The 14,784-nt window shown below is 70.4% G+C and carries 8 protein-coding genes; 7 read left to right on the top strand and 1 reads right to left on the bottom strand.

The window, feature by feature from the left end; all coding sequences use genetic code 11:
* Positions 1 to 135: 135 nt before the first annotated feature.
* Entirely contained in the window at positions 136 to 1,530 is a 1,395-nt protein-coding gene (locus tag ENSA7_RS13875) for a sigma-54-dependent transcriptional regulator (protein WP_052551924.1), read from the bottom strand.
* A 167-nt stretch (positions 1,531 to 1,697) separates the two neighbouring features.
* Here ENSA7_RS13875 and ENSA7_RS13870 point away from each other — a divergent pair, with 167 nt between their 5' ends.
* The 7 genes from ENSA7_RS13870 to ENSA7_RS13840 form a co-directional block, all read left to right on the top strand.
* Positions 1,698 to 3,572: a PAS domain-containing sensor histidine kinase gene (locus ENSA7_RS13870; RefSeq protein WP_106089762.1), complete on the top strand. Its 1,875-nt coding sequence runs from the start codon at positions 1,698 to 1,700 to the stop codon at positions 3,570 to 3,572.
* Positions 3,573 to 3,615: 43 nt separating this feature from the next.
* On the top strand, positions 3,616 to 4,326 hold the full coding sequence (locus ENSA7_RS13865) for a response regulator (RefSeq protein ID WP_106089761.1): 711 nt from the start codon (positions 3,616 to 3,618) through the stop codon (positions 4,324 to 4,326).
* Between the two features lie 120 nt (positions 4,327 to 4,446).
* Complete coding sequence (locus ENSA7_RS13860) at positions 4,447 to 5,703, top strand: S1C family serine protease (RefSeq protein WP_106089760.1); 1,257 nt, start codon at positions 4,447 to 4,449, stop codon at positions 5,701 to 5,703.
* Between the two features lie 25 nt (positions 5,704 to 5,728).
* Positions 5,729 to 7,273, top strand: a complete 1,545-nt coding sequence (locus tag ENSA7_RS13855) for a hypothetical protein (RefSeq protein ID WP_106089759.1) — start codon at positions 5,729 to 5,731, stop codon at positions 7,271 to 7,273.
* 57 nt (positions 7,274 to 7,330) lie between these two features.
* On the top strand, positions 7,331 to 8,851 hold the full coding sequence (locus ENSA7_RS13850; protein WP_146157665.1) for an AAA family ATPase: 1,521 nt from the start codon (positions 7,331 to 7,333) through the stop codon (positions 8,849 to 8,851).
* Between the two features lie 4 nt (positions 8,852 to 8,855).
* Positions 8,856 to 9,710 carry a hypothetical protein gene (locus tag ENSA7_RS13845; protein ID WP_106089757.1) on the top strand — a complete coding sequence of 285 codons (855 nt, stop codon included), beginning with the start codon at positions 8,856 to 8,858 and terminating at the stop codon, positions 9,708 to 9,710.
* 82 nt (positions 9,711 to 9,792) lie between these two features.
* Positions 9,793 to 14,784, top strand: a 4,992-nt coding sequence (locus ENSA7_RS13840) for a hypothetical protein (protein WP_146157664.1), incomplete at its 3' end; no start/stop codon positions are given.

Here is a 14,784-nt window from a genome sequence, read left to right as displayed (position 1 = left end):
TCCAACCACGACCTGCATCGCAACGCACGGCCGCCAGACCCCGCGGACCCGGGCAGGTTCCCAGGACCCGCGGCGACAACCCAGCTTGGGGCCCAGCTTCGGGCCAGCTTCGGCCCAGCTTCGGGCCCAGCAGGATCAATCCGCGGTGCCGGCCCGAGCGTAGCGCTGCAGCTTCCGGTACAGCGTCTTGCGATCCAGCCCCAAGGTCTTGGCCGCGAGGCTCTTGTTGCCCCCGACGACCTCCATCACGTGGAGGATGTAACGCCGCTCGATCTCCGCCAGCTCCGCCAGCTCCGAGGGGTCATCGCTGCCGACGACCAGCTGCGCGCGGCTGTGGGTCCGCACACGCTCGGGCAGATCCTCGACCTGGATGTCGACCCCGCGACCCAGCGCGACCGCCCGCTCGATACAGTTGCGCAACTCGCGCACATTACCGGGCCAGTTGTAGGCCATCAGCCGCTCGGCCGAGCCCGCGCTCAGGCCGACCACGTCCTTGCCAAACCGGGCGGCGTAGCGCTCGAGGAAGCTCTGGGCCAGCAACAGCACGTCGCCCCCGCGGGCGCGCAGCGGCGGCACGTGGATGTGGATCACGTTGACGCGAAAGAATAGATCCTCGCGAAAGCTGCCGTCCTCGACCGCGGCCTCGAGGTCGCGGTTGGTCGCCGCGACCAGGCGCACGTCGACGTCGCTCTCCTTGTCGGAGCCGACCGGTCGAACCTTGCGCTCCTCGAGCGCGCGCAGCAGCTTGGGCTGGACCTGCATCGGGATCTCGCCGATCTCGTCGAGAAACAGCGTGCCCCCGGTGGCCTCGAGAAACAGCCCGGCGCGGGACCGCCGGGCGTCGGTGAACGCACCTTGCGAGTGACCAAACAGCTCGCTCTCGAGCAGGGTGTCGGGGATCGCCGAGCAGTTGACCGGCACGAAGGGCGCGCCACAACGGGCGCTGCGACGGTGCAGGGCCCGAGATACGAGCTCTTTGCCGGTGCCGCTCTCACCGGTGACCAGGACCGAGGCGTCGGTCTCACCCGCGCGCGCGACCAGGTCGTAGAGCTTCTGCATCGGCGCGCTGGTGCCCAACAAGCCCTCGAAGCCGCGCTCCTCGGCGACCAGCTCGCGAAGCTTCTGAACCTCTTTTTGAGTGTCCTGCTCGCGGACCACCCGATCGAGGCGGTGGACCAGCGCCTCGATGTCGAGGGGCTTCATCAAGTAGTCGTAGGCGCCCGCGCGCAAGGCCGTGACCGCGGACTTGATGCTCGAGAACGCGGTCATGACCATGACCACCACGTTGCCGCGCTCCGAGACCACTCGCGAGCAGAAGTCGAGGCCGCTCATCCCCGGCAGGTTGATGTCGGTGACGATGATGTCGTGCGCGGCGACCTCGAGCAGCTCGAGCGCGCGCTCGGCCGAGCCGCAGACCTCGACCTCGTACCCTTCGTCTTCGAGTCCAGCTTCGAGCAGCGCGAGCAAGTCGACATCGTCGTCGACCACCAACACCCTGGCCTTGCGCCGTGCGCCTGCTTCCCTCTCCATCCCCGCGTTTATGACAGCCGGCGTCGAGCGGTGACAAGTCCTATGACGCTCCCAATCGCCGATCGTGTGCCGCTGGTCCGGTCATGTACGCACTCGCGGGGGCCGCGGGGCCCGGTGCCACCACTGATCACTGGTGATAAACGCCCCTCAACGGCATACTTGGGGCAGTGAAGTCCACCAGCGGCGAGCAGGTTCGAGCCGGCGGTGACCCGAGCGACGCGACGGCACAGCTCACGCCTGCGCGCGCCCGCCTGCCCCACGACGAGTTGCTGGAGGCGATGCCCAACCGCGCGGCGCTGCTCGATCGCGAGGGCCGGGTGATCTCCGCGAATCGAGCGTGGCTGTCTCCAATGGCCAACGAGCACCCCGACGCACCGGCCTGGCGGCCGGTCGGGAGCCACTACCTGGCCGGACTCACCCCGGGCGGCCCCAACGACGAAGTCGGCGCGTTCGTGGCCAGCATGCTCGAGGTCCTCGACGGCCGCAGGCGTCGCTACGAGAGCGAGGTGTCCCGAGATGGGCCACGCGGCCGCTCCTGGTTCTTGATCCAGGTCAGCGCGGTCGAGGGCCCAAAGCGCCTCGCGCTGGTCACCGAAGAGGACGTCAGCGCGCGGTGGCGCGCCCAGGAAGCCCTGATCCACAGCGAGAACCGACTCCGCACGATCATCACGGGGGCACCGATCGTGCTGTTTTCGATCGACCCCGACGGGATCTTGTCGCTGTTCGACGGCCTGGGCGCGGCCGGACTCGGCGTCTCGCCCGAGCGCGTGATCGGCCGCTCGGTGTTCGAAGTGTTTGCCCACGTACCCCAGCTACTCGGCGCGGTCCGGCGGGCGATGACCGGCGAGACCACGGTCACCACCGCCCCGATCGGCCGGCTGACCTTCGAGCTGCGCTGCTCGCCCGCGGTCACCAGCGAGGACCGGCTCGAGGGCGTGGTCGGGATCGCCACCGACATCACCGAACGGGCGCGAATCGAGCGGCTCAAGAACGAGTTCGTCTCGATCGTCAGCCACGAGCTGCGCACCCCGCTCACCTCGATCCGTGGCTCGCTCGGGCTGCTCGACGGCGGCGTGGTCGGTCAGCTCGAGCCGCGGACCAGCAGCCTGGTCAAGATCGCGCTGAGCAACACCGAGCGGCTGATCCGGCTGGTCAACGACATCCTGGATCTCGACAAGATCGAGACCGGCAAGCTCGAGCTCCGCAGCGAGGCCCTCGACCCGGTCGTGCTCGCCAACGAGGCGATCGCCGAGATCGCCGGCTACGCCGAGGAGTGCGGGATCACGCTGGTCCGCGAGTTCGAGCCTTCGTGCGAGCTGCGTGGCGATCGCGATCGACTGCTGCAGGTCCTGATCAACCTGCTGTCCAACGCGATCAAGTTCTCCAAGAACGGCGACACCGTCCACGTCGAGCTGGCCGAGATCGCCGTGGGGACCGTGCGGTTCTCGGTCCGCGACGAGGGCCCCGGCATCGCCGAGGATCAGCTGCCCAAATTGTTTCGCAAGTTCTCGCAGCTCGACGAGTCCGACACCCGATCGGTCGGCGGCAGCGGGCTAGGGCTGGCGATCTCCAAGGCGATCGTCGACGCCCACGGCGGCGTGATCGGGGTCGAGAGCCAGCCGGGCGCGGGCTCCCGATTTCACTTCGAGGTCGGCGAGGGCGAGCGACCGGTCCGTCGGTTCCGCGCCGAGTCAGGCCCGTTTCGCAAGCCTCGACGCGCGCTCGCGGAGGGCCAGCGCAGCAACCCCGTGCTCGAGCTCGTCGATGGCGCGGCCGGGCTGATCGGCTCGGCGGGAGCAGATCCATCTCGCGAGCTGGCTCGTGACATGGCCCGTGACATGGCCCGCGAGCTGCACCGCCAGGCGACCGACCTCGCCCGCCGCCGGGGCCTGGCTGTGCCCGTTCGCTCGGCGCTGATCCGCGTGGCCTCGAGCCTCGCCAACTTCGTGACGAACCCCAGCAACGTCGACGACCACGGCCAGCGCCAGGCCCTCGCCGAAGCGCTGCGGACCCTCGAGGATGAGGCCCAGCGGAGCCTCTGACTCACGTTGAGTCGCAACTCACTTCTCCCACACCGGAGTCCCCGTGGCACAGATCAACACTATTTTACTCGTCGATGACGAGCCCGATATCCGCACGATCGCCGAGATGAGCCTGTCTCATGTCGGCGGCTGGAAGACCGTGTTGGCCTCGTCCGGCGCCCAGGCGCTCGAGCTGGCGGTCACCCACAAGCCCGACGTGATCCTGCTCGACGTGATGATGCCCGAGATGGACGGCGTCGCGACCTTCAAGGCGCTCGCTGCCCAGCCCGAGACCCGCGACATCCCGGTGATCTTCATGACCGCCAAGGTCCAGTCGCACGAGAAGGAGCGCTACGTCGGGTTTGGGGCGGCCGGTGTGATCCCCAAGCCGTTTGACCCGATGCAGCTGCCCAAAGAGATCCGCGGGATCTTGGATCAGCCGGTCGAGCAGCGCGGCCGGGTCCGCATCGAGGCCCTGCGGCGGCGCTACGCCGACAGCCTCGCGACCAAGATCGAGGGTCTGCGCGCCGCGGTCGAGCACGCCCGCGCGGCCGACCAGGCCAGCCGCAAGTCGGCGATCGACGCTGCCCATCGGATCGCCCACACGCTCCACGGGACCGCCGGCACCTACGGCCACGCCGAGGTCTCGACCGCCATGGCCTCGATCGAGCAAGCGCTCGAGGACCTGCTGCAAGGTCCAGCCGACGACGCCGACCCAAGCTGGCAGCTGATCGAAGCGGGGCTCGAGCGCGCGAGCTTGGCCGTGGATCAGTAGGGATCAGTCGGCCCTCCGGTCCTGCAACCAGCGCTGGGCGGAATACCCGTCAAACGGCTATCGTTGCGACGCGCGCTGGCGGGTCCGTCACGACGCGCGCGGCGAGGGAATCTCTGCGTCATGAACAATGTGAGCTCCGATCAATCGGCTCCCGCGCGAACGGGTCTGCGTCTACTCCACGGTGTGATCGCGTTCGCGGGGATCGGCATTGGCCTGCCGCTGGCGACCGTGGGCGGCATGTCGGTCATGGGACTCGCGACCGACAACCTGTGGGTCCGCCTGCTGGTGCCGCTGGTCGTGCTCGCGGTGGTCCCGCTGGTGATCGCCGACCGCCTGCTGCCCAACGACCCCGACAAGCAGCGCCGCCCTGGGCTCGTGCGTGACGTGATCTCGGGCACCTGGGCTGCGACGGCCCTGATCTTCGTCGCCGCCGCTGGATCGCTGACCGCGGGCCCGCTCCACGCCGAGGCCGAGCGCCTGGACGCCGATGGCTGGAGCCGCGCCGCGTGGCTCGGGCGATGGATGGCGGGGCCCGACCCGGCGTCGGCGACCAGCGCAGACCCGACGACGACGCATGACCCTGCCGTGGCGACCACATCGCCCATCGAGCCGCCCACCACCGACAAGCCGGCCACGGCCGATCCCGCGACCACCAAGCTCGCCGACGCGTCCGATCCCAAGCCCTCGGACGCTGCCAAGCCAACCGACGAGAAGACCGACGTCAAGCCAGCCGACGCGACCAAGCCATCGCCCACCGGCAAGCAGCAAGAGTACAGCCCCGCCGAGCTGTTCGCCGCCTACGCCCCAGCGGTGGTCTCGATCAAGCTCGAGCACCGGGGGTTCAGCGCGGGCGGCACGGGCTTCTTCATCGATGCGAAGGGCACGATCGCGACCAACCACCACGTGATCGAGGACGCGAGCGAGGTCCGGGTCAAGCTGTTCGACGGCACCGAGTTCGATCGGGTCGAGCTCCTGGTCAGCGACCCCGTCGTCGATCTCGCCCTGCTGCGCATCGATCCCAGCACGCTGCCCAAGCCGCCCGCGCCGACCTTGCTCGGCGACTCCGAGACGGTCCAGGTCGGCGAGCCCGTCAGCGTGATTGGCAACCCGCTGGGCCTCGACCACACCTTGACCAACGGCATTGTCTCGGCCCGCCGGGTCTATGAGGGCGAGCGCTACATCCAGATGTCCGCGCCGATCTCCCCCGGCAACTCCGGCGGGCCCGTGTTCGATCGCTACGGCTTCGTGATCGGCGTGTCGGTGGCCGGGATGGTCGGCGGCCAGAACCTCAACCTCGCGGTCCCGGTCTCGCAGCTGTCGGCCATGGTCGCCGACGAGTACCCCAACCGCCGCAGCTTCGGCGCCAGCTCGTGGTGAGCCCGCTCCCGGACACGAGGTCGACATGAACACCAACACCGATAGCACCCAACCTGCCGCGTTTCGACCGATCGGGCTGGTCACCGTCACGCTGATCACCGGTGGCCTGGTCGCCCTGCTCGCCACCCACCCGCTGCCCGAGGCCCAGGCCGATCCGCCGAGCGAGGAGGCGGACGAAAGCGACGCTGCGACGACTGACCCGACCAAGTCGGACACGCCCAGCGCCACCACGGCCGCGAACAAGTCGGACACGCCCGCTGCCGCGACCAGCGACGCCGCAGCGAACACCGACCCCGCCCCCGCCGAGCTCACCCCGCGTCGCCCCCTGCGCGTCGTGGGCCTCGGCTGGGAGCTGGTCGCGCCCGGGTTGATCGCCAACGACGGGCTGAGCCCTGGCGAGAACAGCAGCTTTCGCAGCGCCGGCCTCGACGTCGAATTCTCGGTCGCGCTCACGGCCAGCGAGATCGAGACCCAGCTCGCCCGCGGTGGCGGCGACGACGACGGTGCCGACGTCGCCGTGATGCCGCTGCCGACCTTCGTCGCGTCCTACGAGCACCTGCGCGCGCTGTCGCCCGAGGTGTTCTTCGTGGTCGGCTGGTCGCGAGGCCGCGACGCGCTCGCGGCCAACGATCCCAAGCTGCTCACCGAGAAGCCGCCGCAGGGCAAGCTGGAGCTGGTCGGCTACGCCGGGCAGACCGCCACGATGCTGAGCCTGTTCGCGCTCGACGAGATCGGGGTCGACACCGCCAACGTCGCGCTCGTGTCCGCGACCGGCGACAAGGCCAAGGACGCCAAGCTGCGCGCGGTCGAGCGCTCGCTGACCAGCCCCGTGGCCAACTCGGGCAGCACGATCGACGCCCGCGATCTGGTCCTGAGCAGCGCCGACGCACCGCGCCTGATCCCGATGGTCGCGGTCGCCCCGGCCAGCTTCGTCCGCGGCAACACCAACGACCTCGCGCGGTTCGGCCGGACCTGGCTCGCGGGCGCCGAGCGGTTCGGCGCCGACGTCCCCGAGGCCGCGCGCCGGATCTCACGCGAGCCCGGCGCGCCCGAGGCCGTCGTCCTGCTCGAGGTCATGGGCTACGTCGCGTTCGCCGACCTCGCCGACGGGGCCCGCCTCGCCGGCCTGTCCGGTCGCGGCGCCGTCAGCATCGAGGTCCTGTTTCAGCGGTCCTGGGGCCTGTGGCGAGACGTCGGCGTGCTCTCGACCCCCGCGCCCGAGCACGCCCCGCTCGACAACTCCGTGATCGCTCGGGTCGCGCTGGGCGAGGGCGCGCCGCTGATCGCCGGCCAGGCCACGCCCAAGCGATCTGGCGAGCGGCTGATCCTCGTCCACCGACTGCCCGAGGGCGCGACGATCGACGAGGCTGCGCTGGTCGAAGAGCTGGGGTTCTTGGCGGGTACCTTCGAGCGCGCGCAGATCGAGCTGAGCGTGCGCAAAGACAAGCCGGCCAACGAGCGGATCATCGCCGAGGCGATCGAGCGGTTCGACCTCGAGCCCGAGCACGTCCGCGTGGGGCCGCGGATCCGCAGCCGCGAGAGCGCCAGCATCCGCGTATTGGTTCCGTGAACAGCACCGTCACTCGGTCGTTGTGCAGGGTGAGCGTACCGGTGTATGAGCGTTCGTGTGTCGAGCACAACGTCGACCTTCGAGCGCGCAAAAAAGGCGGTCGACGATGCGTGGGCACACGCAGCTCGCGAGGCGCTCGATCCCCAGACTGACACCGACGACCAGGACCTGGAAGTCGAGATCGCCCACGCGACTCTGCGGCCGCTGCTGCGCCACCTGAAGCTCGACGACGAGCTGCGGGAATTGGACGCAGCGTGGGGCGACGCGGGTGAGCTGGGGCTGCGGCGCAAGGTCGCCCATCGCTCCACGGGAACTTGGGTCTACTGCTCGATCCTCGACCTCATGGGCCAGATCCTGACCCGCGTCGAGCTCGATCTTCAGCACCAAGCGTTGGGGGCTCCGGCGGTGGAGACGTCCCCGCCGCCGGTGGAGGCGGTGCCCCACCTCCCGTTCACGGCCGAGCGTTGCGTGATCACGGCGCGCAATTTCTACGGCCTCCGCGATCTTCGGCTTCCGCTGTGTGGCGTCAGCCTCTTGGTCGGAGCCAACGGGGCTGGCAAGACCACCGCGCTGCTGCTGCTGAAGTTGCTGCGCTTCGCTCTGGATCGAGGGCTGCCAGAGGCGGTTGGCGTGGTCCTCGGTGGAACTCACGGCCTCAAACATCGCGACGCCGCGGAACACGAGCCGATCGAGCTCGGCGTGCAGCTAGATGATCTGCGCTGGACCATCCAGCTGCGCCCCGACGGCGCCACCGTCGCTCACCTCACCGAAGAGACACTCTGCGATGGTGATCGTGAGGTGTTCCACCGCGACGCGCTGGGCAACTTCGTCCACGGCGACCGACAGCTGCGCTCCGACAATCGCCTGGGCCTGCGCGCCGTGCTCGACAGCCAGGTCGACGACCCCGCCGTCACACGCATGGTCGCGTGCCTGCGCAGCATCTCGGTGTTCCACGATCCCGATCTGCACGCCCTGCGAGGGGGCTCGAGCGCCGCACTGTCCACGCAGTTGCTGAGCCGAGGCGACAACGCGATCACCATGCTGCGTGCCTGGCATCAGCGTCGGCCAGATCGCCAGCGCTTCGCATTCGTCCTCACGGGGCTGCGAGCGGCGTTTCCGGGCCTCATCGAAGATCTCGACTTCGTCGAGGCAGGCAGCACCCTCGCCGCCCGCGTGTTCCGGCCCGGTCGTGAGGCACCCGAGCCAATGCGCAACGAGGCCAACGGTGTGCTCGCCATGCTGGTGTTGCTGTGCGACCTCGCTGCCGCGGACGACGGCGGCATCGTCGCGATCGACGAGCCAGAGGCCGCGCTGCACCCCTTCGCAATCCGGACCTTCGCCAGGTTCGCGGCACGGGCCGCCCGCAAGCGAGGGCTTCGGGTCATCCTCGCCACACACTCCCCCGTGCTCCTCGATGCGTTCGATGGCTCGCCCGAACAGATCTACGTGCTCGAGCGCAGCACCTGGCCCGGACCCACGCCGCTGACACAGCTCAAGAACCCCGACTGGCTGCGACAGTTTCGTCTGGGCGAGCTCCTGGCCGACGGCGAACTTGGTAGCAACGACGAGCGCGGATGAGTCGGTGAAGCGCGTCCGATTCATCGTCACCGGTGACCTCGAATGGGCCGCGATCGTGCCCTCGATCTCGCGCCTGTTCCCGTCCCAGACTTTTGAGGGCGAGGATGTCGAATGGTTGCAGCCCCGCAAGGTCCACGGCGCCACGGGGAATCGTCTGCGACCGAATCAGGAGCCAGACAGGGCGATGCGAGGCCTAGCGAGGGCGCTGTTGGCCGAGGCCTGGGAGGGCGCGGACGGGACGCCAGCGGATCTGGTGATCGCGGTTGATGACGTCGAGCTCAACAACTTCGACCAGCGGCAGCTCATCTGCGAGCACTTCCGTGTGGCGCTCGAGCGCGAGATCGAAGCCCGTGATCGCGACCAACAGACAACTCAGCGGATCCGCGACCGCGTGCGCGAGCGATGCAGCTTCCATCTGCTGTGCCCGATGGTCGAAGGCTATTTTTTCGCGGACCGAAGCGCCCTGCGACTGGCGGGCTGCGCTGCCAACGTCGCCCCACGCCTGTCACACGCCGACGTCGAAGAGTTCGAGTGCTGCGACGCCGATTGGCTACCGGGCTGCATCGCGGAGAATCAGCGGAAGGCCGCGATGCCGATCCCGATGCCCTGGTGGCGTGAGGAGCGGCACGCGAAGCACTACCTCGAGTACCTCGTCGAACGAGATGGCGGGCACTACGACGAGGTGCTCGGTGGCAAGGCCGGCTTCGCAGCGCTCGCGTGGCACCGCGCCGCTGCGAACGGGGGGAGCGATGTCGCTGGTCCGGGCCATGCTGGAAGACATGGCAGACTTTTTCGGGATCTCCAATCCCGTGGCTGGCCAGGTGCTGTCTTCGCTCACCTACCCGAGCCGGCAAGTTGATCGTGCCACGCTCCCGCTGCGGAACTGCTAGAGCACCTGGTCGAGCACCCCGGCGCGAGGCTGCCGGGGTATATATCCGGGGATGCCTGAGCGTCGCGCCCAGTCTTGGACCTCGTACCTGTCACTCTTGGTCCTGATCGCGGCGGTCACCAGCGCCTGCTCGCTCACCCGCGTCCCCGTTCACACCCATCACGAGACGCTCGACGGCGAGACGCTGCGCGATCGGGTCGCGCTGGGGCACCTCGGCGGGTTTGGCGAGCTCGACGACGGCCAGGCTCGGGCGCGCTTGGCCGCCGAGCTCGCGGCCAAGCTCGGCAACACGGACGAGGCGTCCGGGTTTGCGCGTGAGCAGCTCGACCTGGCCCGCGCGCGACTGTTGATCGTCCGGCTCGCGGGCGGTGACGCGGCGCAGTTCGACTCGGCGATCACGGAGCTCGACGCGGCCGCCGTGTTCGCGGTGGAGATCGGCGACGAGGTGCTCGACGCGACGCTCGTAGTAGAAGCCGCGCAGTTCATGCTCGCGCCCAAGCGCCAGCGCAAGGCGATCGCGCGGGCGCTGAGCGTGGCCTACGAGGCCGACCTGAGCTGGGGCTACGAGCGGCTGTGGGACGCGTTCTCGGGCAACGCGAACATGCTCGCGGCGCTGCAGCGGCTGCGCTGGCGCAGCCACCAGTCCCCCGGGTTGCCGTCTGGCGCGCCGCGCATGGCCCCAGAGTCGCTCGCGGCGGCGGGCCCCGAGGCGATCGATCTGATCTGGAACGAGGCCAACCGCGCGGCGGCGGAGCGCCGTCGCGCGGATCAGCGGCGCTGGCTCGAGGCGCTGCTCGAGGCCGACCACTGGGATCACGACGCGCTCGCGGCCAAGGTCGTGCTCGACGCCCTCACCCGCGGGGAGATCAGCGAGGACGAGGCGCTGCTGCCCGATCTCGCCACCAACAGCGCCGATCCGCTCGGCAGCCAGGCCCGCATGTCGCTGCGCCACGACGCGGCCCCCGACAACCTCGCGCTCGCGCTGTGTCGGGCCAACATGATGCTCGCGGGTGGGACCTTCGGCGACGCTGGCGAGCTGCTGGCCGAGCTCGGTGAGCCTTCGGGCACGCCCAGCGAGCAGACCCTCCACGCCACCCTGAACGCGATGGTCGCGCTGTCGTCGGGGACCGACCACGGCCGGGCGACGTTCGAGCGATGGCGCCGCAAGGCGCGGGCCCAGCACTCGACCTCGCTGGCGAGCTGGGTCAGCGACTTCGAGCAGGACCAGGCCCCGCCCGAGCACGCCAAGCTCGCGCGCGCGGCCGACCGCGAGCTCGTGACCCAGTCCAAGGGTCGCAACGCCCCTCGCCTGGCGCTGCCCGTGATCGGATCGGCGGCCGTCAACGCGAACTCGTCCAAGCGTGCCCGCGCCCGCGCGCTCGCGGCTGTCGCGGGACGCCAGCCGGAGCTCGGCGCGAAGCTGGCGATCTGCCGTGAGCGCAAGCTGTTCGATCAAGACTGCCGCGACGTGCTCGACGAGCTGGGCAAGCTCGACGTGGCGAGCCCCGAGTATGGCGCGGGGCTCGACGCGCTGGCCGGCTCGCCCAACACCCGCGCGCAGTGGTTCGCGCCGGTCCCCTGGCTCGAGGGCGAGCAGCTGCCGGGCGTGCGCGACCGGCTGGCCAGCTTCGAGGGCACGCGTCTGGCGGCGACCACCGAGTATCAGGCCGCCGCGCTGTTCAGCGAGCTGGCCTCCAACCGACCCGACCTCGCGCGGGCCCGGCTCGAGCTCAACGGGGCGATCATGCGACCCGAGACCCGCGCGACCGCCAGCATGGCGCTGCGCGATCTCGAGGACGGCCTGGTCGAGCCGCGCGACCTGTCCAACCTGCTGCTCGAAGTCCCCAGCGCCGACACCGACGCGACATGGTTTCTCGAGCGCTGGCTGCCGGGTGACCCCGCGATGGTCGACGAGCTGTTCCCCGGGCGCTCGCGCCTGGCTCGGTTCGCCCGCGGGCTCGCGCTCGCGCGGATGGGCGCGTGGCAAGCCGCGACCACCGAGCTCGCGGCGACCGTCGACGACCTCGACGGCGTGGCCAAGGGCGTGGTCGCGGGCCGACTGGCGCTCGCCGCCCAGCTCTCCCATCAGCCCGAGCTGCGCACCAAGGCCCTGGCGATCGCCGACGCCGAAGATCCGCAGGGGTTCATGGCGCCCTACGTGCGGGCCCGCGCCGCCGAGGACGCGCTCGACCTCGCGAGCGCCCACACCATGTACCTGCGGGCCCTGGCTCGGCGCCCGCGCGCGCTGCCAGCGTTCGAGGGCGCGCTGCGGACCCTGGCGATCCCCGAGCGCGAGCTCGGGCGAGTCCGCGACGCGCTGCTGTTGTTCCCCGACGCGGGCATGCACTGGCGCGCGAGCGAGCTGATCGACGCGGCCACCCGCGGCGAGCTCGACGGTCCGTTGCTGACCAAGCTGTGGCTGGCCCGCGACGACGCGGCGATGCTCCTGAGCATTGGCGAGCCCAGCACCAAGATCCGCCCGCTCGCCGAGCTCGGGCTCGAGCGCCTGCTCGCCGAGCTCGAGGCCGCGCGATCGCCCGCCGAGGCGTTCCCGATCGCGGCCAAGGTCCTGGCCTGGCTGGGCGCCGCCGCGCCCGAGCTGCGCGTGCAGTATCGCGACGTCGAGCTGTGGCTGACCTACCTGATCGGACGCGACAGCGAGCTCGAGGCCCTGGCCCTGGCCCGGCCCCGCTACGAGGCGTTCCGGCAGCCGGCCGCCAGCCTCCACGCCAGCTTGTTGCTCGCCGACGCCCGCAGTCGCCACGCGATCGACGATCTGCTGAGCTGGGCGATCGTCCGCGAAGAGCTGTGGCAGGCCGACGATCCGGCCACCCGCAGCATCGTCAGCGATCTCTACGCGCCCACCGAAGACCCCGCGCTGGCCCAGTACGCGTGCCTGCGCATGTTTGGTCGCGACGAGTTCGAGATCGCGGCCGAGCGCTGCGTGCCGCTGTGGAACGAGCTCGGGGGCAGCCGGTTCCTGGCCGTCGACCTGGCCTACCTCGCGCTCAATGACCCAGATCGCGTGCGCGCCAACGGCCTCGATCTCGACGAGTTCTTCGCGACGGCCGAGCGGCTGCCGGATCTCGCCAATGATCCAGTCTGGCTGCTCAACGCCTCGCTGTGGCTGTCCAAGCAGGGCGAGGAGCAGCGCGGCGCCGAGCTGCGCGTGAAGCAGCTCGCGCTCGATGCGATCGCGCCCGAGCCCGACGACATCGAGCTGGGTCAGGGCCGCTACCGGGGCGCGCTGCTGCGCCAACAGATCGTCGGGCAATTCGACATCGTCGATCGCCGCCGGTTCGCGCTCGCGGCCGGCTCGGCCGTGCGCAGCTTGGACCTGACCGCGGCCGAGCTCTACGCCGACCGCCTGCTCGCCTGGCTGCCCGCCGTCGAGGACGACGCCGCGCCCGAGTTCACCGCCCACTCCCCGCAGATGCTGGCGGCCACGCGGCCCGAGGGTGACACCAGCGACGCCGAGCTGCGCACCTTCGGGCTGTACGCGCTGTCGATCAGCGCCTTGATCCGAGACGACCTCGCGGGCCCCCGGATCCCGCGCGAGGCGATGCTCGATCTGCTCGACAGCTACGCGAAAGATCTCGGCCTCGCGGACTACGAGCGGGTCGCGTCGGACCACCCCGACAGTCACGTGGCCAAGCTCCTGTTGCTGTCGGCCTACAGCGACGCGGGCATGCGCGAGCCGGCCGTGGCGCTGGCCCGCGAGCTGGTCTTGCTGCACCCCGACAGCCCGCTGGTGCTGTCCGACGCGCTGCCGCTGCTGACCGGGCCCGACGACCTCGCCGCCGCGCGCGAGCTGCTCGCCAACGCCAAGGTCATGTTTCCCGCGCACCCGTGGCTGAGTGACGAGGCCTTGCCCGCGGTGCTGACCGGCGCCGAGGATCGACTGCCCGCGTGGCTGCGCTCGCCCGAGGCGTTCGACACCATGCTCGCCGGGATCGACGACGCGGCGATCGACCGACTGCAGCCCCAGCGCCGCGCCCACGTCGACACCGCCGCCGAGGCGTTCTTCGCCGCCAGCACCGACCAAAACCCCGAGGGCCTCGGCGCCCGCGAGCCGATCCCCAACGCCGAGCCGGTCGGCGACGCCGCGGATCCAGACGCGAGCGAGCACACCCGGGTCCAGTTCGTGATGCGCGAGCCCAGGGCGTCGCGCTGCGAGGGCATCGGCTGCGCCGAGCCGCTGATCGCCGAGTGGACCTCGCGCAACTACGCGCTGTTGTGGACCCGCGAGCTCGAGCTGCCCTCCGGTCCGGCGATCGAGTTCATGGTCGCGGACGACGAGTCGGTGATCGACAACCTGCTGATCCCGACCGGCGGCAACCTGTTCGTGCTGATCTCCGGCTCGACCCCCGAGGACGTCGGCGACTTCCTGCCGCACATGAAGCTGCTGCGCGACAGCTTTCGGCCGCTCGACTGGTCGGTGGCGGCCGACGCCGCCGAGGCGATGCGCAGCGCGGGTCGCTCGCCCGCCAAGGATCACGTCCGCTTGGCCGCCCGGCGCCTGCTGACCCGCGCCACCCAGACCCCGCGAGCCGCCGCGCCTGCATGCCCGATCGCGGGGGATCCCACGCTCGCCAAGCTCGACCCGCCGACCCGCGCGGAGCTGCTCTTGGATCTGTTCTTGGTCACCCGCGAGTCGTGGCAGCGCCGCGCGCTGCTGGCCTGCACCGCGCCCGATCAGCCCGAGGCCGCCCGCCTCGCGCTGCTCAGCCTGCTCGACGCCGACGCGGGCGTGCACGCGTTCGGCCGGGCCGCCACGCTCGTCCACCATGAGCGCGTCCTGACCGACACCCGGCGGATGTTGTACCAAGAGCAGAAGCCAGCGGTCTCGGACCCGACGCTGACGACCGGCGGCGGGCAGCCGAGCTTTGGGTTGCTGCAGGTGATCGCCTCGCTGCCCGATGTCCAGAGCCACGCCCTCACCCGCGAGCTGCTGGGTCGTCGCGACGGCCGGCTGCGCGCGCTGGCGCTGGCCGCCAGCGCGACCATGGACTACTTCGGTAGCGTAGGGGGCAGCGTAGGGGGC

Source organism: Enhygromyxa salina, assembly GCF_002994635.1.
Taxonomy (GTDB): Bacteria; Myxococcota_A; Polyangia; order Nannocystales; family Nannocystaceae; genus Plesiocystis; species Plesiocystis salina_B.
This window is presented reverse-complemented; position numbering and strand designations above follow the sequence as displayed.